Here is a 23,004-nt window from a genome sequence, read left to right on the forward strand (position 1 = left end):
ACCGGTGATACCGTCTGTTCTCTCAAGCGAAGGCTCTCTCCTGCACGAGGGTTCCACTCAGCGAATTGGTCAGTCTCTCTGCGATCTCCACATCCGTGACCTGGCCGATCAGGGTATCCGGTCCATCGACGTGAACGGCTTGCAGATAGGGGGAGCGGCCGGAAAGCTGACCCGGCTTGCGTCCGCGCCCGGTGAACAGGACCGGAAGGGCTCGTCCCACCGTCGCGTCATTGAAGGCGTCCTGCTGAGTGCGCAACAGGGCCTGCAAGGCCTGCAGGCGCGCATCCTTCACCGGCTCCGCGACCTGGAGGGCGGCGCCGGCGGCTGGCGTGCCGGGACGGGGGGAATATTTGAACGAGAATGCCTGCGCGAATCCGACATCGCGAATCAACTGCATGGTCGCCTCGAAATCCGCATCGGTCTCGCCGGGGTGGCCGACGATAAAGTCGGACGACAGGGCGATATCGGGCCGGGCCTCGCGCAGGCGATGCACCAGTTCCAGATATTGCCCGGCCGTGTGGCCCCGGTTCATCGCGTCCAGGATCCGGTCGGACCCCGACTGCACCGGCAGATGCAAGAACGGCATCAGCGCCGGCAGGTCGCGATGGGCCGCGATCAGCGCTTCGTCCATGTCGCGGGGGTGCGAGGTCGTATAGCGAATGCGTGCCAGCCCCGGAATCGCCGACAGGGCCTCGGCCAGCCGGGCCAGGCCCCAGACGCGCCCGTCCGGTGCCGCGCCATGATAGGCGTTGACGTTCTGGCCCAGCAGGGTGATTTCGCGGGCGCCGGCATCGACCATGCGCCGGGCCTCCGCCAGGACCGATGCCACGGCCCGGCTGGCCTCGGCCCCGCGCGTGTAGGGCACGACGCAGAACGAGCAGAATTTGTCGCACCCTTCCTGGATCGTCAGGAAGGACGTGATTCCCCCCGGGGTCTGCCGGGCCTGGGTATCGGGCAGGAAGTCGAATTTCTGCTCGGCGGGAAAATCGGTGTCGATCACGGCCCCGGCCGCCCGGGACGCTCGCGCCACCATTTCCGGCAGCCGGTGATAGGTCTGCGGTCCAAGGACGATGTCGACGAACGGCGCGCGCGCCAGGATCTCCTTGCCTTCGGCCTGCGCCACGCAGCCGGCGACGGCCAGTACGGTCCTGCGTCCCTCGATCGCGCGAGCGTCCTTGACCACGCGCAGCCGGCCGAGCTCGGAAAACACCTTTTCCGCCGCGCGGTCGCGAATATGACAGGTATTGAGGATGACCATGTCCGCCGCGTCCGGCGTGTCGACCGGCCTGTAGCCCAGGGGACGCAGCACATCGGCCATGCGCGCGCTGTCGTAGACATTCATCTGGCAGCCCCATGTGATGACATGGAGGCCTTTGCGCCCATCCTCGGGGGCGGCGTCCATGACGGGGGGGCAGTCAGAGCGATCGGTCACGGCTGAAACTTTCTCGGCGTACCGCCGGACCATCCCGCGCGGTCGCGCGAACACATCATATGTGCGGGGCTCCGGGTCAAGGCCCGGCACCTGCTGGGCCGGAAGCAGCGAGACCGGTGTACGACAGGATCATCGCGTGGCGGACCTCCATCAGGCAATGCCGGTGGCCGCAGCATTCCTGTTCGTGATCTGGCAAAAGAAGCCCCGTCCTTGTCAAGGTAACTCTCCGAGTCCCGCATCAAAAAAAATATCTCGCCGGGCCGGGTGTCCTGGATGCGCCGGGGACGAACTGCTCTTCGGCATGCCAGGCGACAATTTTTTATCGTCTTGTCAAATGGCTGCCGTATAAACAGGGCAGGCAGGCCGTTTCCCGGGGGACGGTTGACAAGGACGGCGAACAAACGGCTGGCCGGGTCGTTCTACCATCGGTGAAGCACAGAGGCAGGGCTCGGACACATTGGCAGCGTCACGGCACCCCCAGGCGATTTCACGGGAAAACGTGGCTGGGACAGGTGATGCCGATCAGGGACGAAGCGGGTTGCGGCGCGCGGTCCTGCTGGCCACCGGGATTGCGGTCTCGACGCTGTCGGTCTGGCTGCCTGTCCCTGCCCGGGCCGCCGATCCGCAAACCTACGTCACGACGATTCGCGCGACGGGGCAGGGCGACCTGGATGCCGCGATCAACTCGTCCTCCAATCTTTTGGCCCTGCAGAAGACGCATGCCGTCAGCCCGTTCGCATTGGCGGGACGGATCCGCGGCGAGTACGACCGCATTCGCACGGCCCTGGAAAGCTTCGGCTATTATGCGCCGACCATCCGGATCGAGGTGGGGATGTCGCCCCGCAAGGGGGCGCCCGGTGGCGCCACGCTGGACGGCCGGGATCCGCGGTTGCCGGAATGGCTGCTGTCCGTCCCGAAGGGGCAGAACGTGCAGATCACCGTTACTTCCACGCGCGGGGACCTCTTTCGGCTGGGGCGCCTGACGCTGCAGCGGGCGCCCCAGGACGGGGTCGGGGACGTCGTGCTGACCGACCCGCAGGCCGCGGCGTTCGGGCTGCGTGTCGGCCAGCCGGCTGTCGCATCGGACGTCCTGGCGGCCGCCACGCGCCTGCAGTCGGAACTGAAGGAAGAAGGCTACGCCCTGGCCGAGGTCGGGCCCCCCAAGGCGTGGCTGCATCCCGAGACGCGCACGCTCGACCTGGTGTTCACCGTGCGGCGCGGACCGATCGTGGATATCGGCGCCATCACGCTGACCGGCCTGAAGCGGGTGCATCCGGCCTATATCGCACGCAGGCTGACGATTCATCCCGGCATGCTCTACCAGCCCTCGCGTATCGAGGCGGCACGCCAGGATCTGGCGTCGCTAGGGGTGTTTTCCGACGTCCAGGTGCGCGACGTACCCCCGTTGACGCCGGGCGATCGCATGCCGCTCGATTTCGGGTTCACCGAGGGCAAGCGGCGGATGGTGGAGCTGCAAGGCGGCTATTCGACCGATCTGGGCGGCCGGGGCGGCGTCAGCTGGACGCACAACAACATCTTCGGCAATGCCGAGAAATTGCGGCTGACGGCGTTGATAACGGGCCTTGGCGGCTCCGCGCAGCAGGGGCTGGGCTATGACGTCTATGCCGACCTGATGAAGCCGGACTTCGGGTCCCGCAACCAGAACCTCAGCGTGCGGGTCGAAGGAATCCGGCAGTTGCTCTATTCCTATCGCCAGACGGCACTGCTGGTGCGGGCAGGGTTGGTCCGGCGATTGGGCCGGCGCTGGACCGTGTCCTACGGGGGCGAGGCGGAACAGGAACAGATCGACCAGATGGGCCGGACGAACGATTATACGATCGTCTCGCTGCCCCTGTCGGCGACGTATGACGGGACGGGGGTGAACAACCCGATCGACCCCGCGACCCATGGCGTGCGCCTGTCGATGAGCGCCACCCCGTCGGCCTCGCTGATCAACGGGACGTCCTTCTTCACGATCCTGCAGGCCAATGCCTCGACCTATTTCGACCTGGCGCATCTGGGACTGTCCCGCCCCGGACGCAGCGTCCTGGCGTTTCGCGGCATCATCGGCAACGTGCAGGGGGCCTCGACCTTCGATATCCCGCCGGACCAGCGTCTCTACGCCGGTGGCAGTGCCACCGTGCGGGGATTCCGCTACCAGGGCGTGGGTCCGCAATTTCCCAACAGCAAATATGCGATCGGCGGAACATCGATGGATGCCGGATCGTTCGAATTCCGCCAGCGCCTGTTCCGCAGTTTCGGCGCGGCGCTCTTCGCCGATGCCGGACAGGTCGGAACCGGCAGCCGCCCGTTCGAAGGCAAGCTGCGGGTCGGCGCGGGGGCGGGCGTGCGGTACTACACCCCGATCGGCCCCGTCCGGGTAGACGTCGCGGTGCCGCTCAACCGCCCGCCGGAAGGCGACACGTGGGAGTTATATATCGGTCTGGGGGAGACGTTCTGATGGCGCCGGACCCACGCAATCCCGATCCGGGGGCTTCCGCCAGGCGGCGTTGGTCCAGGGTCCTGCTGTGGACGGCCGGCCTGATGCTGGGCGTGCCGGCGGGTCTGGTCCTGCTGGCCGTAACCGGCATCCTGATCGCCGCCAATACCGGTCCCGGCCGTCATTTCATCGAACGGCAGACTGCTGCCCTGACGGCGGGGACCGTTCAGTTGCAGGGGGTGGCGGGCCGTTTTCCCGATGCGTTGCTGATCCGTCATATCGCCCTGACCGACAGCAAGGGCACCTGGCTTTCCATCGATGGCCTGTCCCTGGATTGGCGTCCCACGCGCCTGCTGTTCAGGACGGCACGGGTCGACCGCATCGCGATGGACCGGCTGTCGATCCCACGCCTGCCGGCCGGCCAGACGGGCAGTTCGGGCAAGTCGTCCTCGCAGGGGGGGCTCGATCTCGGCGTCGATATCCGCGCCATCCATGTCGGGCGGATCGATGTCGGACCCGATATCGCCGGCACCGCGGCATCATTCGCCCTCGATGGCCAGGCGCGCCTGGCCCATATCGCGCCGGTGCTGAACGGCGCCAGCGTCGCTACACTGCCCGACGCCGCCATCACCCTGGGCCTGCAGCGCCTGGATCACGATGGCGCCCTGGCCCTGCGCACGACGGTGACGCCCGGCAGGCTGGGCCTGCATCTGACCGCCGACGAAACAGCGGGCGGGTTCGCGACCGTCGCCGGCATGGCGCCGCTGGATCCGCTTCACCTGGCGCTCGACCTTGACGGACCACGCGATGCAAACCGTTTGAATTTCGTGCTGAAAGCAGGGGAAATATCTTCCAAAATAAATGGGATAGTCGATTTTCTTCACGGAAGAACGCAGATTGCCCTGACGGCGCATGCGCCCCAGATGACGGTGCGTGACGGCATCGGATGGCGCGAAGTCGCGCTCGACGCCCATCTCTCGGGCGATCTGCGCCATCCGGTCGGCGACGGGCGGCTGGTTCTCGACCGGCCATCGGTGGCCGGTACCGATGCCAGCCGGATCGCGGTGAGCTTCGACGGGCATGAGGCGGCGGCAGGTCAGCCGGCCCTGGCGCATCTGCGCGCCACGCTCGATGGGCTGACGATATCGGGGTCACGTCCGACATTGTTCGCGGCGGCGCCGATCACGATGGATCTGCTTCTGCATCCCGACGATACGGGATCGCCGCTCGACATCGATCTGTCTCATTCCCTCCTCCATCTGGTCGGCCGCGTCGCCACGTCCAGCCCGGCACATGGCGCGTTCGACCTGGCGGTGCCGCAACTGGGTCCTCTGGCGGCCATCGGGTCGGTCGCGCTGGCGGGCCATGCCGGCCTGCACGGCACGTTTGCCCTGCCGGTCCATCCCGGCGGCGACACGGATCTAGCACTTGACGGCGACGTCGGACTGACCGGGGGCCAGCCGCAGGCCGTCGGCCTGGTCGGGCCGGACGGACATCTGGCCCTGCGGGCCAGACTGGGAGCCGGGCAAGGGGCAGCAGGCGCGCGCGCGATCCGGATCGACAGCCTGAACGTCGACGGACAGGCGATGCATCTTGCCCTGTCGGGCAGCCAGACGGGGGCCGCGGACAACAGGATGCTGGATGGCCGCCTCAAGCTGGGCCTGGACGATCTGCGGCGGGTCCTGCCCGCCCTGCGCGGGCGCAGCGACCTTGACCTGGCCGTGAACGGTCCGATGAACGACCTGTCCGCGACCGCGCACCTGGACGGGCAAATGGGGACCGGCGACATGCCGGCCGGCCCCGTCATGTTGGATGCGGTGATCCATCATCTGCCGTCGACGCCGCAGGGCACGGTGATGGCACAGGGCACCGTGGATGGCGCGCCGCTTTCCATCGCGGCGGACCTGGAGCAGGACGCACAGGGCACGCGCACGATCGACCTGGACCATCTCGACTGGAAAAGCGCCTCCGGCAAGGGCCATCTGGCCTTGGCGGCCGGCAAGATGGTTCCGCTGGGAAATCTCGATTTCCAGATGACGCGGCTGGCCGATCTGTCCCGGCTGCTGGGCCAGCCGATCTCGGGCGCCGTCGCGGCGTCGGTTCGGACATCGGATATCGCGAATGCCGCCGTTCCCCCTACGGTGACCCTGCATCTGGACGGAAATGTTTCCAGCAGTGCCGCCACCGTTCGCCATGTCGTCCTGGCCGGCAGTATCGCCGATCCGGTGGGGACGGCGCGATCTGACCTGACGCTTGCGATCGATGGGGTCGCCGTGCGCGGCGTGACCGGCAATGCCCGCGTGACGGCCCGCGGCCCCCGGGGCGCGCTGGCCGTCACGGCGACGTCGGCGCTGCAGAACCTGGCCGGTGCGCCGGCCAGCCTGTCGACGGATTTCGTCTTCGACCTGCCCGGCCGGGCCGTGGCCCTGCGTACCTTGCAGGCGAACGCGAAAGGCGAGACGGTGCGCCTGCTGGCGCCGGCCAGGATCGGCTTCGGCACCGCGATCGGCGTCGACCGTCTGCGGGCGACGGTGGCGCCGCCGGGTGTTGCCCCGGCGCAGATCGACATTTCCGGCAGCGTCAGGCCCGTCCTGTCCCTGAACGTCGCGATCGACAGCCTGACGCCGGCTGTTGCCCGGCCGTTCATGCCGTCCCTGGATGCCAGCGGCTTCATTTCGGCACGGGCGAAGTTGTCCGGGACGCTGGCCAACCCGCAGGGCACGGTGACGCTGACCGCCCGCGACATGAGATATCATACCGATTTCAGCGGGGCCCTGCCGGCGGCAAATCTGGACGCCACGGCGCAACTGGCGGGAACGCAGGCACGGCTCGACGCCAGCGCCCATGCCGGATCGATGCTGGACCTGGCGGTGCGGGGAACGGTGCCGACCAATACGAGCGGGAGCATGGCCCTGCACGCTGACGGAAAAATCGACCTGTCGGCGGCCAACGCCTATCTGGGCGCGCAGGGACGCCAGGCGGAAGGCATGATGCGGTTCGCCCTGGCACTGACGGGGCCGCTATCGGCCCCGCGCGCCGACGGGACCGTGAGCCTGGCCAACGGGCAGGTCCACGATTATGCCCAAGGCATCCAGCTGTCGAACGTGAACGGGTCGATCGTGGCCCATGGCGACCAGTTGACGATCGACCAGCTGAGCGCCGTGGCGGGTCCGGGCGAGATCACGGTCAGCGGGACCGTCGGGGCGTTCCAGCCCGGCCTGCCGATCGACCTGCGGATCAGGGCGGCCAAGGCGCGGCCTCTGGCCAGCGACCTGGTGACGGCGACGATTGACAGCGACCTGACCGTTCGGGGGCTTCTGGCTTCGCGTATCGATGTTGCGGGGTCGGTCGCAATTCCGCATGCCGAAATCAATATCCCCAGTTCGCTCCCGACCTCCGTCGCGCGGCTGGACGTCATCCGTCCGGGCGATGATACCCGGGCCGCGCAGGATACGGGCAGCAGCATGGTCGTGGGGCTGGATGTCACGGCGTCCTCGCCGGGGCAGATGTTCGTGCGTGGACATGGCCTGGATGCCGAGATGCTCGGGCGACTGCATGTCGGCGGCACCGCGGATGCGCCGGTGATCACCGGCGGATTCACCATGCGGCGCGGCAGTTTCAACCTGGCGGGGATCTCGCTCGACTTCACCAAGGGGCGCGTGGCGTTCAATGGCACCGGCGTGACGCAGGCTATCGACCCGACCCTGGATTTCGAGGCCGAGCGGGGTACGAACGCGGGGACGGCCCGCCTGACGGTCGGCGGATATGCCAGTGCCCCGAAGATCAGTTTTTCGTCCTCGCCGCCTCTGTCGCAGGACCAGATCATGGCCATGCTGCTGTTCGGCACCGACGCGCAATCCCTGTCGCCGACGCAGATGGCCGAGATCGCGGCGGCTGTCGCCAGCCTGACCGGCGGAGGCGGGTTCGATCCCATCGGCACGGTGCGCAACACGCTGGGCCTGGACCGGCTGCAGCTGGGCAGCGGATCGGGGGTCGGCAATGGTGCCGGCACCAGTGTCGAGGCCGGAAAGTACGTCATGCGCGGCGTCTATGTCGGGGCCAAGCAGGCGACGTCGGGTTCGGGCACGCAGGCGCAGGTCCAGGTCGACCTGACGCGGCGGCTGAAACTGAATACGACGGTCGGTACCGGGGGCAACGTCACCGGCTTCACCACGCCTGAGAACGATCCGGGCAGCAGCGTCGGCCTGGCCTACCAGTTCCAGTACTGACGCCGCTTCCGGTGCCTGGTCGGGGGAATCAGGCCTGGCGCCGTTCCGCCATGTCGCCCAGAAGGGTGGCCACGCGGCGGACGACGTCGTTCCAGTCCCGGGGCCGGGTCTGCCGGACGATTTTCAGCGACGGGTACCAGGGACTGTCGTCGCGTCCGGACAGCCAGCGCCAGCAATTGTCGTACCGATCCATCAGGATGGTCGGGCAGCCCAGCGCCCCCGCCAGATGCACGATCGAGGTATCGACGGAAACGACGACATCCAGGCTGGCGATCAGTGCCGCCGTGTCGTGCATGTCCCGGACGTCGTCCATCGGGTCGTACAAGCGCATGCCGTCCGGCATGTCGGCCATCTGACTGGTGGCGCCACCTTTCTGGAGGCTGATCAGGTTGATCCCGGCAACACTGGCAAGGCGCGCCAGGACGGCCAGCTTCATCGACCGCTTCTGGTCGATGATGTGGGCATTGGTGATGTCGGGCCGGGGGGCGCCCGCCCAGACAAGGCCGACGTTCAGCCGGCCGTTGGACGGCACATGCGCGGCCCAATGCCGGACCAGTGCAGGTGCGGCCGCCAGATAAGGGGGTAGGTCCCCCATCGTGTCGGCCGTCGCCGAAAACACCCGCGGCAGGCTGATAAACGGGCAATGCCAATCATGCGCCGGAACGGCGTGATCGCCGCTCATGACCCTGTGGAGCCCCGGCATGCGACGGACCAGGCCGGCCAGGGCATCCGGCACCCAGACGGTCAGGCGCGCGCCGCGGCGGATCAGGGCGGGGAGGAAGCGCAGATACATCAGCGTATCGCCCAGCCCCTCTTCCTGTGTGACCAGGATCCGCTTGCCGGCGATGTCCAGCCCCGGCGCGATCGACGGCATCAGCGTCTCCGGCGGCAGGCTGGTGTGGCCCGGAAGCCAAAACCGCCATTCATGCTCGGCCCAGCCCTGGGCATGACGACCTGCCTTGAGCAGGGCGATCGAATGATTGAGCCTGACACGGGCGTCGTCGGGTTTCAGCGTGATCGACGTCCGGAAATGATCCAGTGCCTCTTCCACGCGGTTTTCCATCGACAGCAGGCTGGCGCGGTTGGCGTGGGTCATGGAATTGTCCGGATGGGCATCCAGCACCTTGCGGAGCAGGGCATCGGCCTCCGCGATCCGCCCCTGTTCCGACAGCGCGGCCGCAAGAAGATTGCCGGCCGAAATGCTGTCGGGACGCAGATGCAACGCCGATCGCAGCACGGCCTCCGCCTCCGTGAAGCGGGTAAGCTGGATCAGCAGGTCGCCCAGCGATTCATGGGCGCGGGCGTCCTCCGGCGCCAGTTCCACGACCGACCGCAGGACGGGTTCGGCGTCCGCGCGGCGATCCTGCGCCACCAGGAACCCGATCGTCTCGTGTGCCGGGTGAATGGCCGTGGGGTGCCTGCGGGCCAGCCGGCAGAACAGCGCTGCCGCCCCTGCGGGATCGTGGCATCCGGCCCGGGCATGCGCCAGCAGCAGGTCGATCCGTTCGTCGACGCAGTGTTCCAGCGGCGTCAGCAGGTTCAGGGCCTCGGTGAACCGGCCGGCCCTGATCCGTTCCAGCGCCTGCCGCAGGACATTGTCCAGGACCGAGGCGGAGGGAGAAGGATCGATGGTCATCGTACAGGATCGCCCGGTTGGAATCTGAACTCTCGGGCAACCGAAGCCCGGCGCGGGCGGGGGTCAGGCCTGTCCCAAGATGAACCGGACCCGTTTCAGGACAGTCGAGGGCTCGTAGGGTTTGGCGATATAGCTATCGCGCTTTCCTTCCGGGGTCGAGCCGCCGGGCGCCTTGGCGTAGCCGCTGACATAGACCACCGGCAGGTCCGGCCATTTCCGTCGTGCCCTCGCCGCGATTCCCGAACCGTCCAGTTCGCCGGGGACCCGGATATCGGTCAGCAGGATGGCGATGTCGTCCTGCGCGTCGATGACGGCCAGGGCGTCGGGGGCGGTCTCGGCCTCGATGACCGTGAAGCCGCCGCGCAGGCGCAGGTACGTCGCCAGCATCGTGCGGATCAGGAAATCATCCTCGACCAGAAGAATGGGCGCTATAGTCATGCGACAGGAATCGGATGCGTGCGAAGGCGCGGGTGAAGAAGCTTGCGCATGTCCTGTCCAACGCCGGCCGCACCCGGAGGTTCACGTACCCGGTATTCCCGGGGCGGGCTGATGAGGTCGGCCGGCATGCGATAGGATCCTGCATCGCGCCCAACGACCCACGACAGGAAGGCCGGAATGATCGACCCGTTTACATGGCTTGCCGGATGGATCCAGGAAAACTGGCTGATTCCCGTCCTCTATCGCTTCGGATGGATGGAATGGGAGGATACGTCGTTCCTGTGGGCGATGTTTGCCATCTACGGTGTGTTGCAGGTGGTCCTGAACCTGGCGATCTGCGTGCCTCTGGAACGGTTCCGACCGCTGCAGAAATGGGAAAACCGCGACAATGTGACGATGGATATCGTCTATACCATCGTGGCGCGGATCGGCCTGTTCCCGTTGGTGACGTTTTTCGGATTCTATGAAATCCAGACCTGGATGAACGGGTTCCTGACCGATCGGGGCTATATCCCGCCGACGCTCGAAAGCCTGTTCCCGACGCTGATGGACTGGCCGGTCCTGACCTTTTTCATCTACGCCGTGATTCTCGATTTCGCCGATTACTGGCGACATCGGCTGTCCCATGTCTTCGCGTGGTGGTACGGCCTGCATGCCCTGCATCATGCCCAGACCCAGATGACATTCTGGTCGGACGACCGCAATCATCTTCTCGACGACGTCGTGTCCTATGTATGGGCCATTGCCGTGGGCCTGCTGATCGGGGTGCCCCCGTTGCAGTTTCCCCTGCTGATCCTGCTGCTGCGTCTGGTCGAAAGCCTGTCGCACGCCAACACGACCGTCGGATTCGGCTGGTTGGGTGAGCGTCTGCTGGTGTCGCCGCAATTCCATCGGGTGCATCACGGCATGCGGTCGGCGGGGCGGAATTCATGCAATTACGGGGCTGTGTTCCCCTGGTGGGACATGATCCTGCGGACGGCCAATTTTTCGCACAATGTGGTGGAAACGGGGGATCCGAAGGCCGAGGCCGCGCTGGTCAACGGGGGATGGGGGGCGCAGCAGGCGGCGGGGCTGCGCCTGTCCTGGCGCCTGGCGACGCGGCGCTGGCGGCGTTCGCCGCCCCCATCCAGCGGGTCCCGCCCGATGGCGCGATAAGGGTGCGTACGACGGCGGACAGGATCCGCTACACGATCCTGTTCGAGGCCGCGGGGCTGGCGATGGTGCTGCCGGGTGGACGGCTGTTGCTGGGTATCCGCCTGGTCGACATGGGATTCATCGGCGTGGGATCGTCCGTGGTCGCGGTCCTGTGGAACTATGCGTTCAATCGCGTGTTCGACCAGTTCGTTCTGTGGCTGAGGGGGGCGGCCCGCAAGACGCTGGCCGACCGGATCGCGCATGCGGTGCTGTTCCAGGTGGGCCTGATCGTCATGCTTGTGCCGGCGATCGCGCTCTATCTTGGCCAGGGCATGCGCGCGGCGTTCCTGGCGAATATCACCCTGACCCTGTTCTATCTGGTGTACAATTTCGTCTTCACCTGGGCCTATGACCTGGTCTTCCCGATTCCGTGCGCCCGCATGGATCCAGAGGCCGCCAGGGCGCAGGGAACGTAAAAAAGGCCCCGGGAGAGCAATGTCCCCCGGGGCCTTCGGTGCATGGACCGGCCATTCAGCCGAGCCGGCGCCAACTCTCAGGCGGCCTTCATCGCCGCCGTCAGGGTTTCCAGGACTGCGGCGGGTTCCTTGCCTTCCAGGACCGCGACCTCGGCCACGAAGCGTTCCTGCGCGGCTTCGAACAGCTTGCGCTCGCTGAAGCTGCCGTCCAGGCTGTCGACATTGCGGCGCAGGTCGCGCAACACTTCGGCGATCTGCACCAGGTCACCGGAATTGATTTTTTCCTGGTAGGCGACGGCGCGGCGGGCCCACATGCCCCGGCTGACATGCGGCTTGCCCTTGATGATGGCCATCGCCTTGTCCACGATCTCGCGCGAGACGATCTTGCGCAGGCCGGCCTTGCGCGCCTTCGACAGCGGAATGCGCAAGGTCATCTGGTTGCCGGGAAACGAAATCTGGATCATTTCCAGCTTCGTGCCGGCGATCTCATCGATGCCGATGCGATCCACGCGCCCGACACCATGAGCCGCATAGACGATGGCATCTCCCTCGCGGAACGGATCCTCGTCCTTGACCTTGGTCTTGGCCTGCGCGGCGGTTACGGCGGCGGCAGTCCGGGCCATTGCATCGGTCACGCCGCCTTTAGGAGTCGTTCTGAACATGCTCATGGGGCATGACATACCACATTTTTCATATTCTGTCTTGACCCCTCGGAGGGGCGGGCGGCACCGGTCGCCAAGGGTCAGGATTGCACGCCGCCCACGGGGGCGATCGGCCCGCCGACCGGCTGTCGGTCGGGTTGCAGCAGGTCGATCTCGATCGTCCGCGCCATGGTCAGCATCGGCATCGCGTGCGGCGAATGGATGAACGGTTCCTGCAGGTCGCTGCCGATCTTGTCCAGCGCCACGAACAGCAGTCCCACCAGGGATGACCCCAGCGGCGTGATCCATCCCAGGGTCTGGACCATCGACAGCGGAAGGACGATGCAGAAGACATTGGCGACCAGCCGCGGGATCACCGAGAACTGGATGGCGAGCGGCGTGTTGCGTATCCGTTCCAGCCCCCCCTGCGCGTTGGCCAGGTCGGACAGGATCCGGTCGATCTGGCCATGAACCGCGCCGTCAATCCCCTGGCGCGCGACCTCGGCGTTCACTTCGCGTCCGATCTGGTACAGGATGGCGTTCGGCTGGTTGGACCAGCCGGCAATCGCATCCTTCATCGCCTCCGGCAGCAGGCGTTCCACGTCGGCCGAGGCGTCCAGACGGCCCAGCGCGCCGCGCAGCGCGTAGGGATAGGCCGCCATGGCGCGCGCCAGGTCGGGCCGCCCGCCCAGCAGGGTACCGGCCTGCCGTCCGAAAGATCGGCAGTTGTTGGTGATCGCCCCCCACAACGTCCGTGCTTCCCACCACCGGTTGTAGGCGGTGCTGTTCCGGACGCTCATGAACAGTACCAGTGCGGAGCCGATCAGGGATACGGGAAGGCTGGGCTGCTCCATCCAATCCTGGTGAAAGACCTGGAACATGACGACGACGAAGACGTCCCACGCGCACAGCAGCGTCAGCGACAGCAGGCTCTCCCTCATGAGGATGAACAGGCCGATCTTCCGGTCGACAATCATCGCATGATTCTCCTTCGGGGCGTGTGACGCGCGCGCCGACCGCACGGCCCCTGTTGCGAGTGGATGGTGGTGGTCCCGACGGCCATGCCGTTTGGCCATTGTGGCTCGCACGGTGCCACGGGAAAGACAATGCCTTGGCATTCATGAAGAAAATTTGTGACGATCCCGACATTTTCTGTCGCAATCAGGAAAGTGTGCGGGCCACATGTCGCCGATCCCGCATAATGCGCCGCCGGACATTGACCGTCCGGGAACGCACGTCTTTATTTCGTACACGATTTCTAACCTGACGGACGCGGAGCATCACGGGCATGGACGTAAGAGCGGCAGTGGCATTCGAGGCGGGACGCCCGCTGGAGATCGAAACGGTCCAGCTGGACGGGCCCCGGGCGGGCGAGGTCCTGGTTGAAGTTAAGGCGACCGGCCTGTGCCATACAGATAAGTACACGCTGTCGGGCGCGGACCCGGAAGGGCTGTTCCCCGCGATTCTGGGGCACGAGGGCGCGGGCGTGGTGGTCGAGGTCGGACCGGGGGTCACCCACCTGAAGCCCGGCGACCATGTGATTCCGCTGTACACGCCGGAATGCCGGGAATGTAAGTCCTGCCTGTCGCGCAAGACGAACCTGTGCACGTCGATTCGCGCGACGCAGGGCAAGGGGCTGATGCCCGACGGCACCTCGCGCTTTTCGTACAAGGGCCAGCCGATTCATCATTACATGGGCTGTTCGACGTTCGCGAACTACACGGTCCTGCCGGAGATCGCCCTGGCCAAGATCCGCCCCGACGCGCCCTTCGACAAGGTCTGCTATATCGGCTGCGGGGTGACGACGGGCATCGGCGCCGTGCTGTTCACCGCGAAGGTTGAAACCGGATCGACCGTGGTGGTGTTCGGCCTGGGCGGCATCGGCCTGAACGTCATTCAGGGCGCGAAGATGGTCGGGGCCGACATGATCGTCGGCGTCGACATCAACCCGGCGCGCGAGGAGATGGCGCGCAAGTTCGGCATGACTCATTTCGTCAATCCCAAGGACCTGGGACCGAACGGCGACGTCGTGGGCCATCTGGTGGAACTGACGGGCGGTGGCGCGGATTATTCGTTCGAATGCGTGGGTAATCCCACCCTGATGCGCCAGGCGCTGGAATGTTCGCACCGGGGCTGGGGGGTATCGACCATTATCGGGGTAGCCGGCGCGGGGCAGGAAATCAGCACCCGCCCGTTCCAGCTGGTCACCGGCCGGCGCTGGATCGGATCGGCCTTCGGCGGCGCGCGCGGCCGGACCGACGTACCGAAGATCGTCGATTGGTACATGGACGGCAAGATCGACATCGACAGCCTGATCACCCACAAGTTGCCGCTGGAGAAGATCAACGAAGGCTTCGACCTGATGACGCGCGGCGAGAGCATCCGCACCGTCGTCGAGTTCTGATCCGATGACCATCACCACGCGATCCGAACATGCCTGCTGTGGCGGCAGGGTGGGGTTCTATAGCCACATGTCGGCGTCCCTGGGGCTGGAGGCGCGCTTTGCGGTCTTCCTGCCCGGTGGGGCGTCGGACGTGGCGCGGGTGCCGGTGATCCACGTCCTGGCCGGCCTGACCTGCACCGAGGAGACGTTCCTGATCAAGGCGAATGCCATTCGCTTCGCCGCGGAAACCGGCATCGCGCTGGTCGCCACCGATACGTCGCCGCGCGGCGCGGGCGTCGCCGGCGAAGACGAGTCCTATGATTTCGGCAGTGGCGCCGGATTCTACCTGGACGCCACCCAGGCGCCCTGGAACGCCCATTACCGCATGGGGTCCTATGTCGGCACGGAACTGCCGGCTCTGACCGAGGCCCATTTCCCTCTGGACGGGGCTCGGCGCGGGATCATGGGCCATTCGATGGGCGGCCATGGGGCGCTGGTCCATGCGTTGCGCGCGCCGGATCGCTGGAAGTCGGTCTCCGCCTTTGCCCCGATCGTTCATCCGGCCGGCGTGCCGTGGGGCGAGAAGGCGTTTTCCGGCTATCTGGGGCCGGACCGGGCAAGCTGGGCGTCGCATGACGCGACCCTGCTGCTGCGGGCGGGGCATCGTCATCCGACGACGATCCTGGTCGACCAGGGGAAGGCGGACCAGTTCCTGGCCGAGCAATTGCAGCCCCAGCATCTGGAAGATGCCGCGAAGGCGGCAGGGCAGGAGCTGACTCTGCGGCGCCATCCCGGCTACGATCATTCGTACTGGTTCATCCAGTCCTTCATCCAGGACCATCTGGCCCACCATGCTGCCATCCTCAGGGGCTAGAGGGTGTTGTTCCGACATGTGACGGGCCTGGCCCTGACGGCACTGCTGGTGCTGGGGCTTGCGGCGTGCGCGCCCAAGGCGCCGGCCCCATTGCCCGAGGCCACCCTTGGCCTGCCGGTACTGCAGCCGACCGCGCATGGCGATTTCGGTCATTATACGCTGGCCCTGACATGGCAGCCCGGCTTTTGCGCCAGCGGACCCGGCTGCCTGGCCGACCAGCCGCAGGCGCCGCTGATCGGATTGCACGGGCTATGGGCGTCGCGCCCCCAGAAGCTGATCGATCAGGGCGTGACCCCGCCGCAATGGTGGGCCGCCGGATGCGACATCTATCCCGGTCAGGACAAGGGCGCGCCGATCGTCCTGACAGAGGGCACGCGGCAGGCATTGGGTGACGCCGTCGCGCATCTGCGCGACGATCTGGCGACACATGAATACCGCAAGCATGTGCAATGCTTCGGAATGCCCGCGGAAACCTTTTTCCGCACTGCCCTGGCCATGCGGGCGACGGTCGCGGCCTCTCCGATGGGGGCGTATCTGCGTGCGCATGCCGGCCAGGAGGTCGGCCATGACGCGCTTCTGGCCGTGTTCCGGGGCACCTTTGGGACCGACGTCGACCGCGCCCTGCAGCTACGTTGCGAAACCGATCATGGCCGCAGCATGCTGACCCAGTTCTGGTTCACCATCCGAACCGGGGCCGTTGCTTCGTTTCCCCGGCCGGAATCGTTCATGAGGTCGCCGGAACCGCAGGACAACTGCCCCGCAAACTTCACGATCCCGATCTGGCCCGCAGTGGCACGGTAAAGGCGGCCGTCGGGTATGGAGGCCCCTATTCGCCGATCAGGTGCAGGACGATGTCCCGCTGATGGGGATGGCGCCGGTGTTCGAACAGGTACAGACCCTGCCACGTCCCCAGGACAGGGCGCCCGTCGGCCACGGGGATCGAGATCTGGGTCTGGGTCAGCATGGTGCGAAGATGCGCGGGCATGTCGTCCGGCCCCTCGTCGTCATGGATGTAGCGCCCGGGCGCCTCGGGCACCAGCGCCTCGAAATAGCGCTTGATATCCTCCAGCACCGTCGGATCGGCGTTTTCCTGAACGGTCAGGGATGCCGACGTATGCCGGCACCATACTGTCAGCAACCCCGTTCCGATCCCGGTAGAGGTGACCCAATCCCGGACATCGCGGGTGAAGGGCACCAGCCCCTTGCCATGCGTGGCGATCCTTAGACGGTGCAGGGCCTGACGCATGGGCATATGTCCTCTGTCCTCTTTCAATCCTATTTCAGGAAGCCGACGAGCCGTTCGACCTCGCTTACCACCGGCTCCGCGATGGCCCGGGCGCGCGTGGCACCCTCGCGCAATACGGTCTGCAGATGCTCTGGATCATCCAGAAGCCGACGTGTTTCAGATGCGATCGGCACGACGGTCTCGACCAGGACGTCGGTAAGCGCCGATTTGAAGGGGCCGAACCCTTCGCCGCCGTGGCGCGCCAGGACATCCGCGACCGTCATGCCCGCCAGCGCGGCATAGATTTCAACCAGATTGCGGGCTTCGGGCCGCGCCGGCAGGTCGGCCGGGTCGGTGGGCAGGGGTTCGGGGTCGGTCTTCGCCCGGCGGATCTTGAGTGCGATCGCGTCGGCGTCATCCGTCATCTCGATCCGGCTCTGGGCCGAAGGGTCGGATTTGGACATCTTCTTCGTGCCGTCACGCAGGCTCATGACCCGCGCGGCGCCAGGCGGGATCAGCGCCTCGATCGCCGGAAAGAAATCGACGCCGTAATCATGGTTGAATTTCTGCGCGATATCGTTGGCCAGTTCCAGGTGCTGGCGCTGGTCGTCGCCCACCGGCACCCGTGTTGCCTTGTAGGCCATGATGTCGGCGGCCATCAGGTTGGGATAGACATACAGGCCGGCGGAATGGTTTTCGCGGTCCTTGCCGGCCTTGTCCTTGAACTGCGTCATCCGGTTCAGCCAGCCGAGGCGCGACACGCAGTTGAGGATCCAGCCCAGTCGCGCATGTGCCGACACGGCGGACTGGTTGAACAGGATATGGGCATGGGGGTCGATCCCCGACGCCAGCAGCACGGCGGTCTGGGCCAGCGTCTGCTGGCGCAGGGCGGCCGGATCCTGCCACACCGTGATCGCGTGCATGTCCACGAGGCAGAAAATACACTCGTGATCGCGTTGCAGGGCGACCCAGTTGCGGATCGCGCCGAGATAGTTGCCCAGTTGCGGGATACCGGTCGGCTGGATGCCGGAAAAAATGCGTTGCATGAGCGTTCTTTTCAGTCGTCCGGCCCCATTCGGTCAAGGGTCAGGGCAGGGGATGGATCTTGTCCAGGGCCCGACGTTCATCCGCAACCGCCGACGGAGACAGGACTGGCGTTCGCTGGGCGGCGATATCGGCGGCGTGGAAGACCGGCGGATCCGGCCGATCCCCCGCCGCCGAAAGATAGGTCAGGATGGCGGCGATGTCTTGGTCCGGCAGACGCCGGAAGGATGGCATCGAAAAATTGTAGCGATCGCCATTGGCGATCAGCGGTCCGTTCAACCCGTTCAACAGCACGTCGGCCAGGTAATGCCGGCCTTCGGGCGTGCGTGCGATCTGGTCGATCCGCCCGATCAGGGGCGGGATCTCCCCTTTCATGCCTTCCCCGCCATGATGGCAGATCCCGCAGTTGGGACGGTATCGTGACAGCCCCGGCCCGCCATGCCGCGAACAGTCCGCCAGCGGAAGCAGAAGCAGGATGGCGAGGCAGGAAACGGCTGTTCGCGGGCGACGTTGCATCAAGGCACTATCGCATAAGCTGCGGACAAGAGGAGATTTCGGTGCGCCGCATTTTATTGCCCGTTTCATGCTGCGTTGCAGCGCTGGCCAGCCTTGGCCCCTGGAGTTGGCCCGCGACCGCCGCCCCAACGCGTGAGGAGCAGTCCGCTGCCTGCCGGGGCGACGCGATCAAGCTCTGCGCCTTCGCCATCCCGAACGAAAGCAAGGTGCAGGCCTGCATGGAAAAGAAGATCGACAAGCTCTCGCCCCGTTGCCGGGCCATGTTCGGCAAAGGCAGGCATGGGAAAGGCAGGACAGGGGGCTAGGGCGGATGGCGCGATGGGGTGATCCGGTCGCGCCATTCAGCCCCGGCCCGTTACTGGCCCCGGGACACGCCCAGCAACTGGATCTTGAAGACCAGGGGGCTGTCCGACGGAATGATGCCCATCGCCCGGTGTCCGTATCCCAGTTCCGGCGGAACATAGAGCATCCACGTATCCCCGACATGCATCATCGGCAGGGCTTCCATCCACCCCTTGATGACACCGTCGAGCGGCATCTGCATGTAGGCGCCGTGGCCGTGCTGGTCCGAACTGTCGAAGATGCCGCCATCCGGCAGGCGGCCTTCGTAGATGACCATCAGCATATCGCCCGGCGACGGGCTCTGGCCATCCTTCGGGCCGGAATCCAGAATCTTGTAGGCCAACCCGTCCGGCAGGGTCTTGACCCCCGGCTGGGCGCGCACCTTCGTCATGAACTGCGCGGGCGTCAGATCCGGTTCGTCATCACCGGCCTTGTTGCCGCACGCCGCCAGCGGCAGGGCCAGCGCAGATGCGACAAGGAGGGGGATGAAGCGGGACAGACGTTTCATGACACCTCGGTCGGAAAATGGCGGAGGAGGAAGAGCCGGCCGCGCCATGGTCACAGCGCGCCGCCGCGTCGCCCGATCTGGGCCCCGAGCCGCAGCCGCAGGGCGTTCAGTTTGATGAAGCCCTGGGCGTCGGCCTGGTTATAGGCGCCTTCGTCGTCTTCGAAGGTCACCACGCGGGTATCGTACAGGCTGTTCGGGCTTTCGCGTCCGACGCAGATCACATTGCCCTTGTACAGCTTCAGGCGCACGCGGCCGGTCACGGAATGCTGGCTCTCGTCGATCAGGGCCTGCAGCATCCGGCGCTCGGGCGAGAACCAGAAACCGTTATAGATCAGCTCCGCATAGCGGGGCATCAGGCTGTCCTTCAGATGCCCGGCCTCGCGATCCAGCGTGATGGTCTCCATGCTGCGATGTGCGGCCAGCAGGATGGTGCCGCCCGGCGTTTCATAGATGCCGCGCGACTTCATGCCGACGAACCGGTTTTCCACCAGGTCCAGACGTCCGATGCCGTTCGCCCGGCCCAGCTCGTTCAGGCGGGTCAGCAGGGTCGCGGGCGACAAGGTCACGCCGTTCAGCGCCACCGGATCGCCCGACACGAAGTCGATCGCGATCTCGGTCGCGACGTCCGGGGCGTTTTCGGGCGAGATCGTACGCTGGAACACGATCTCGTCGGGCGCCACAGCCGGATCTTCCAGCAGCTTCCCTTCGGACGACGAGTGCAGCAGGTTGGCATCGACCGAGAACGGGGCCTCGCCGCGCTTGTCCTTGGCGATGGGGATCTGATGTTCCTCGGCGAAGGCGAGCAGGCGCGTGCGCGAGGTCAGGTCCCATTCGCGCCACGGCGAGATCACGGTCACATCGGGCTTCAGAGCGTAGTAGGCAAGTTCGAAACGGACCTGGTCGTTGCCCTTGCCGGTGGCCCCGTGGGCGACGGCGTCCGCGCCGACCGCTTCGGCGATCTCGATCTGGCGCTGGGCGATCAGCGGGCGGGCAATGGAGGTGCCCAGCAGGTACTGGCCTTCATACAGCGTGTTCGCGCGGAACATCGGGAAGACAAAATCCTTCACGAAGGTCTCGCGCAGATCCTCGACGAAGATTTCCTTCACGCCGAACATCTCGGCCTTCTTCCGGGCGGGCTCCAGTTCCTCTCCCTGGCCCAGGTCGGCCGTGAAGGTCACGACCTCGCACCCGTAACTGGTCTGCAACCAGCGCAGGATCACGGACGTGTCGAGACCGCCTGAATAGGCGAGTACGACCTTCTTGACGTCCTTTGCGGCCATGGAAAGAGGTCTCCTGTCGTCGAAGCTGAAGTACGGGCGGACCCGCCTGTAGGGTTCCCGCGTCCTAGCATTGGATGGCGGGCGGTGCCAGCGGGTGCGCCTGTTTTTTGGGCGCAGCCGGTCCGAAGCGGCGTCAGGCCGGCTGGCCGCGGCGTTCGCGCTGGCTTTCGGTACGCAATTGTCCGCATGCGGCCAGGATATCGCGCCCGCGCGGCATGCGGATGGGCGAGGCAAAGCCGGCTTCCATCACGATCTGGGCGAATTTCGCCAGTTGTTCGCGCGTCGAGGGCTTGTAGGAACTGCCGGGCCAGGGATTGAACGGGATCAGGTTGACCTTGGCCGGAATTCCCGCGATCAGGCGCACCAGTTCACGGGCTTCGGCCTCGCTGTCGTTGATGCCGCGCAGCATGATGTACTCGAAGGTGATCCGCCGCGCGTTGCTGGCGGCCGGATAGCGCCGGCACGCCGCGATCAGGTCCTCGATCGGGTATTTGCGGTTCAGCGGCACGATCTCGTCGCGCAGGTCGTTACGGACCGCATGCAGCGAAATCGCCAGGTTGATGCCCAGTTCGCTGCCGCACTGGTCCATCATCGGGATCACGCCCGACGTGGACAGGGTGATGCGCCGGCGCGACAGGCCGATCCCCTCGCCATCCATGACGATCTTCATCGCCTTGGCGATGTTCTCGTAATTGTACAGCGGCTCGCCCATGCCCATCAGCACGATGGTCGACAGCAGGCGCGGCGTCTCGCCACGGGGGCTGGGCCATTCGCCATAGCTGTCGCGGGCCGCCATGAACTGGCCGACGATTTCGGCGGCGCCCAGGTTCCGGACCAGCTTCTGGGTGCCGGTATGGCAGAAGGTGCAGGACAGGGTGCAACCGACCTGCGAGGAAATGCACACCGCCCCGCGATCCTCGCGCCGGTCGGGAATATAGACGGTCTCGGCTTCCTGCCCGTCGCGGAAACGGAACAGGAATTTGCGCGTCTCGTCGCTCGATGTCTGCACCGTCGCGGCCTCGGGCCGGCCGATGACGAACCGTTCGGCCAGCTTGGCCTGCAAGGGGCGGGCGATCGAGCTCATCCGCTCGAAATCCGTGACGCCCTGATGATAGATCCAGTGCCATAGCTGCTTGGTCCGGAACGGCTTTTCACCGATTTCCAGAAGCGCCTGGGTCATTTCCTCCCGCGACAGGCCCACCAGTTCGCGCCGTCCGTCCGGCAGCACGCCGCTGGGGGGGGCGAACAGGGCGGATTTCGCCAGGATCCGCTGGCGTTCGGCATCCGTCAGGGTGGCGGCCAGGCCGGTGTCGGCGGGATGCTGGGTCGCGGGGGCGGAAACGGCGCTCATGGAAAGATAATCATCCGGTTGGGGCAGGGCTGAATCCGCGCTGCGTAACACATTCGCGCGGCAAAAGGGGAAATACCTGCGGGTGCGTCCCTGGATGGTTCAGGCGTCGCGCCGGGCGGCGATAAGAAATTCCCGATTGCCTTCCGGCCCGGTGATGGGGCTGGGCTCGATCCCCAGGACCTGCCAGCCGGGCAGGGCGTCCCACCAGTCGCGAACGGTCTGGCAGACCTCGTCATGCACGGCCGGGTCGCGCACCACGCCCTTGGCGCCGACGGCGGCCCGTCCGGCTTCGAATTGCGGTTTGATCAGCGCCACGGCCCATGCGCCAGGCCGGCACAATTCCAACCCGGCCGGCAGGACGGTGCGCAGGCCGATGAAGCTGGCGTCGCACACCAGCACGTCGATCGAATCGGGGATGATCGTGCGATCCAGCGCGCGGGCGTTGCATTTTTCCAGGACGACCACGCGTGGATCACTGCGCAGCTTCCACGCCAATTGCCCATGCCCGACGTCGACCGCATGGACCTTCCGTGCGCCGTGGGTCAGCAGGACGTCGGTGAAGCCGCCGGTCGATGCGCCGACATCCAGGCAGATGCCGCCTTCGGGCGACAGGCCGAAATGTTCCAGCGCATGGGCGAGCTTGATCCCGCCGCGCGATACCCAGGGATGGTCCTGCCCCCGCAGCGTCAGCGGCGCGTCCTCGGGCAACTGGTCACCGGCCTTCGCGACCCGCTGTTCGCCCGAAAACACCAAACCGGCCAGGATCAGCGCCTGCGCGCGGCTGCGCGTTTCCACCAGGCCCCGATCGACCAGCATCTGGTCCACACGCTGCTTGGCCATCCGCCGATCCCCCTGTCCTATCCGTCCCGGATCAGGCGGTCTGCTGGGACGCGGCGACCCCCAGGGCGTGGAGCGCGGTGTGTGAGATGGCGAGGGCGTCGAGCCCGGCCTCGTGATACTGGGCGTCCTGGGTGTTGTGGTCGATGAAGCGGTCGGGGAGGGTCATGGGGCGGAAGCGGACGGTGTCGAGCAGGCCGGTGCGGGCCAGGTGGTGC

The 23,004-nt window shown here is 66.2% G+C and carries 21 protein-coding genes; 8 read left to right on the top strand and 13 right to left on the bottom strand.

The annotated features are described in order from the left end of the window. Positions 1-22: 22 nt before the first annotated feature. The gene (miaB, locus tag HLH28_RS13060; protein WP_246396143.1) at positions 23-1,402 is read right to left on the bottom strand and encodes a tRNA (N6-isopentenyl adenosine(37)-C2)-methylthiotransferase MiaB; all 1,380 of its coding nucleotides are present in this window, start codon (positions 1,400-1,402) and stop codon (positions 23-25) included. 598 nt (positions 1,403-2,000) lie between these two features. On the opposite strand from miaB, the gene HLH28_RS13065 reads away from it, so the two are divergent. After that, a complete protein-coding gene (locus tag HLH28_RS13065) occupies positions 2,001-3,893 on the top strand; it encodes an autotransporter assembly complex protein TamA (protein WP_408869849.1) in 1,893 nt (630 codons plus the stop codon). Next, on the top strand, positions 3,893-8,101 hold the full coding sequence (locus tag HLH28_RS13070; RefSeq protein WP_182959857.1) for a translocation/assembly module TamB domain-containing protein: 4,209 nt from the start codon (positions 3,893-3,895) through the stop codon (positions 8,099-8,101). Before HLH28_RS13065 ends, HLH28_RS13070 begins: the two co-directional genes overlap by 1 nt. 28 nt (positions 8,102-8,129) lie before the next feature. Here the strand turns inward: HLH28_RS13070 and HLH28_RS13075 are convergent, their stop codons facing one another. Further along, the gene (locus HLH28_RS13075) at positions 8,130-9,737 is read right to left on the bottom strand and encodes a tetratricopeptide repeat protein (protein WP_182959859.1); all 1,608 of its coding nucleotides are present in this window, start codon (positions 9,735-9,737) and stop codon (positions 8,130-8,132) included. 63 nt (positions 9,738-9,800) lie between these two features. Beyond that, complete coding sequence (locus HLH28_RS13080; protein ID WP_182959861.1) at positions 9,801-10,175, bottom strand: response regulator; 375 nt, start codon at positions 10,173-10,175, stop codon at positions 9,801-9,803. Positions 10,176-10,352: 177 nt separating this feature from the next. On the opposite strand from HLH28_RS13080, the gene HLH28_RS13085 reads away from it, so the two are divergent. Together HLH28_RS13085 and HLH28_RS13090 are read left to right on the top strand one after the other, a co-directional pair. Continuing rightward, positions 10,353-11,330: a sterol desaturase family protein gene (locus tag HLH28_RS13085; protein ID WP_182959863.1), complete on the top strand. Its 978-nt coding sequence runs from the start codon at positions 10,353-10,355 to the stop codon at positions 11,328-11,330. A 2-nt stretch (positions 11,331-11,332) separates the two neighbouring features. Continuing rightward, a complete protein-coding gene (locus tag HLH28_RS13090; RefSeq protein ID WP_182959866.1) occupies positions 11,333-11,785 on the top strand; it encodes a PACE efflux transporter in 453 nt (150 codons plus the stop codon). A gap of 77 nt (positions 11,786-11,862) precedes the next feature. On the opposite strand, the gene HLH28_RS13095 is transcribed toward HLH28_RS13090, so the two are convergent. Both HLH28_RS13095 and HLH28_RS13100 read right to left on the bottom strand, forming a co-directional pair. Next, a complete protein-coding gene (locus HLH28_RS13095; RefSeq protein ID WP_182959868.1) occupies positions 11,863-12,453 on the bottom strand; it encodes a CarD family transcriptional regulator in 591 nt (196 codons plus the stop codon). A gap of 74 nt (positions 12,454-12,527) precedes the next feature. Further along, positions 12,528-13,403, bottom strand: a complete 876-nt coding sequence (locus HLH28_RS13100; RefSeq protein ID WP_182959870.1) for a bestrophin family protein — start codon at positions 13,401-13,403, stop codon at positions 12,528-12,530. 311 nt (positions 13,404-13,714) lie between these two features. Between HLH28_RS13100 and HLH28_RS13105 the strand changes: the two genes are divergently transcribed. Genes HLH28_RS13105 through HLH28_RS13115 form a run of 3 tightly spaced genes read left to right on the top strand, consistent with a single transcriptional unit; the run spans position 13,715 to position 16,484 of the window. After that, the gene (locus HLH28_RS13105; protein ID WP_182959872.1) at positions 13,715-14,830 is read left to right on the top strand and encodes an S-(hydroxymethyl)glutathione dehydrogenase/class III alcohol dehydrogenase; all 1,116 of its coding nucleotides are present in this window, start codon (positions 13,715-13,717) and stop codon (positions 14,828-14,830) included. Positions 14,831-14,834: 4 nt separating this feature from the next. After that, positions 14,835-15,683, top strand: a complete 849-nt coding sequence (gene fghA / locus HLH28_RS13110; protein WP_182959874.1) for an S-formylglutathione hydrolase — start codon at positions 14,835-14,837, stop codon at positions 15,681-15,683. A 3-nt stretch (positions 15,684-15,686) separates the two neighbouring features. Further along, positions 15,687-16,484 (top strand): ribonuclease T2 family protein, encoded by a 798-nt coding sequence (locus HLH28_RS13115; protein ID WP_338029731.1) that lies wholly within the window; start codon positions 15,687-15,689, stop codon positions 16,482-16,484. A 25-nt stretch (positions 16,485-16,509) separates the two neighbouring features. Here HLH28_RS13115 and HLH28_RS13120 read toward each other — a convergent pair whose 3' ends face one another. From HLH28_RS13120 to HLH28_RS13130, 3 genes are read right to left on the bottom strand one after another with little or no spacing between them, the layout of a single operon-like run. Continuing rightward, positions 16,510-16,929, bottom strand: coding sequence for a secondary thiamine-phosphate synthase enzyme YjbQ (locus HLH28_RS13120; protein WP_182959929.1), 420 nt, complete (start codon positions 16,927-16,929; stop codon positions 16,510-16,512). A gap of 29 nt (positions 16,930-16,958) precedes the next feature. Further along, a complete protein-coding gene (trpS, locus tag HLH28_RS13125) occupies positions 16,959-17,954 on the bottom strand; it encodes a tryptophan--tRNA ligase (RefSeq protein ID WP_182959876.1) in 996 nt (331 codons plus the stop codon). A 40-nt stretch (positions 17,955-17,994) separates the two neighbouring features. Further along, positions 17,995-18,537 (bottom strand): c-type cytochrome, encoded by a 543-nt coding sequence (locus HLH28_RS13130; RefSeq protein WP_338029732.1) that lies wholly within the window; start codon positions 18,535-18,537, stop codon positions 17,995-17,997. 14 nt (positions 18,538-18,551) lie between these two features. Between HLH28_RS13130 and HLH28_RS18155 the strand changes: the two genes are divergently transcribed. Next, positions 18,552-18,773, top strand: a complete 222-nt coding sequence (locus HLH28_RS18155) for a hypothetical protein (protein WP_246396151.1) — start codon at positions 18,552-18,554, stop codon at positions 18,771-18,773. Positions 18,774-18,823: 50 nt separating this feature from the next. Here the strand turns inward: HLH28_RS18155 and HLH28_RS13135 are convergent, their stop codons facing one another. The 5 genes from HLH28_RS13135 to HLH28_RS13155 form a co-directional block, all read right to left on the bottom strand. Continuing rightward, positions 18,824-19,318, bottom strand: a complete 495-nt coding sequence (locus tag HLH28_RS13135; RefSeq protein WP_182959880.1) for an FKBP-type peptidyl-prolyl cis-trans isomerase — start codon at positions 19,316-19,318, stop codon at positions 18,824-18,826. A 50-nt stretch (positions 19,319-19,368) separates the two neighbouring features. Beyond that, positions 19,369-20,598: an argininosuccinate synthase gene (locus HLH28_RS13140; protein ID WP_182942698.1), complete on the bottom strand. Its 1,230-nt coding sequence runs from the start codon at positions 20,596-20,598 to the stop codon at positions 19,369-19,371. 133 nt (positions 20,599-20,731) lie between these two features. Beyond that, positions 20,732-21,949 (bottom strand): 23S rRNA (adenine(2503)-C(2))-methyltransferase RlmN, encoded by a 1,218-nt coding sequence (gene rlmN, locus HLH28_RS13145; protein ID WP_182959882.1) that lies wholly within the window; start codon positions 21,947-21,949, stop codon positions 20,732-20,734. Between the two features lie 99 nt (positions 21,950-22,048). Beyond that, complete coding sequence (locus tag HLH28_RS13150; protein ID WP_182959884.1) at positions 22,049-22,789, bottom strand: TlyA family RNA methyltransferase; 741 nt, start codon at positions 22,787-22,789, stop codon at positions 22,049-22,051. 31 nt (positions 22,790-22,820) lie between these two features. Continuing rightward, on the bottom strand, positions 22,821-23,004 hold a 184-nt coding region (locus tag HLH28_RS13155; protein ID WP_182959886.1), incomplete at its 5' end, for a hypothetical protein.

Origin of the sequence: Gluconacetobacter tumulisoli (assembly GCF_014174155.1) — a bacterium.
Lineage (GTDB): Bacteria > Pseudomonadota > Alphaproteobacteria > Acetobacterales > Acetobacteraceae > Gluconacetobacter > Gluconacetobacter tumulisoli.

Bases quoted from the DNA above. Each gene is read 5' to 3' on its own strand.
- HLH28_RS13130 (WP_338029732.1), bottom strand. From the start codon at position 18,537: ATGAAACGGGCAATAAAATGCGGCGCACCGAAATCTCCTCTTGTCCGC.
- HLH28_RS13085 (WP_182959863.1), top strand. From the start codon at position 10,353: ATGATCGACCCGTTTACATGGCTTGCCGGATGGATCCAGGAAAACTGG.
- HLH28_RS13105 (WP_182959872.1), top strand. From the start codon at position 13,715: ATGGACGTAAGAGCGGCAGTGGCATTCGAGGCGGGACGCCCGCTGGAG.
- HLH28_RS13120 (WP_182959929.1), bottom strand. From the start codon at position 16,929: ATGCGTCAGGCCCTGCACCGTCTAAGGATCGCCACGCATGGCAAGGGG.
- HLH28_RS13075 (WP_182959859.1), bottom strand. From the start codon at position 9,737: ATGACCATCGATCCTTCTCCCTCCGCCTCGGTCCTGGACAATGTCCTG.
- HLH28_RS13140 (WP_182942698.1), bottom strand. From the start codon at position 20,598: ATGGCCGCAAAGGACGTCAAGAAGGTCGTACTCGCCTATTCAGGCGGT.
- rlmN (WP_182959882.1), bottom strand. From the start codon at position 21,949: ATGAGCGCCGTTTCCGCCCCCGCGACCCAGCATCCCGCCGACACCGGC.
- miaB (WP_246396143.1), bottom strand. From the start codon at position 1,402: ATGGACGCCGCCCCCGAGGATGGGCGCAAAGGCCTCCATGTCATCACA.
- HLH28_RS13100 (WP_182959870.1), bottom strand. From the start codon at position 13,403: ATGATTGTCGACCGGAAGATCGGCCTGTTCATCCTCATGAGGGAGAGC.
- HLH28_RS13150 (WP_182959884.1), bottom strand. From the start codon at position 22,789: ATGGCCAAGCAGCGTGTGGACCAGATGCTGGTCGATCGGGGCCTGGTG.
- trpS (WP_182959876.1), bottom strand. From the start codon at position 17,954: ATGCAACGCATTTTTTCCGGCATCCAGCCGACCGGTATCCCGCAACTG.
- fghA (WP_182959874.1), top strand. From the start codon at position 14,835: ATGACCATCACCACGCGATCCGAACATGCCTGCTGTGGCGGCAGGGTG.
- HLH28_RS13070 (WP_182959857.1), top strand. From the start codon at position 3,893: ATGGCGCCGGACCCACGCAATCCCGATCCGGGGGCTTCCGCCAGGCGG.
- HLH28_RS13095 (WP_182959868.1), bottom strand. From the start codon at position 12,453: ATGAGCATGTTCAGAACGACTCCTAAAGGCGGCGTGACCGATGCAATG.
- HLH28_RS13080 (WP_182959861.1), bottom strand. From the start codon at position 10,175: ATGACTATAGCGCCCATTCTTCTGGTCGAGGATGATTTCCTGATCCGC.
- HLH28_RS13135 (WP_182959880.1), bottom strand. From the start codon at position 19,318: ATGAAACGTCTGTCCCGCTTCATCCCCCTCCTTGTCGCATCTGCGCTG.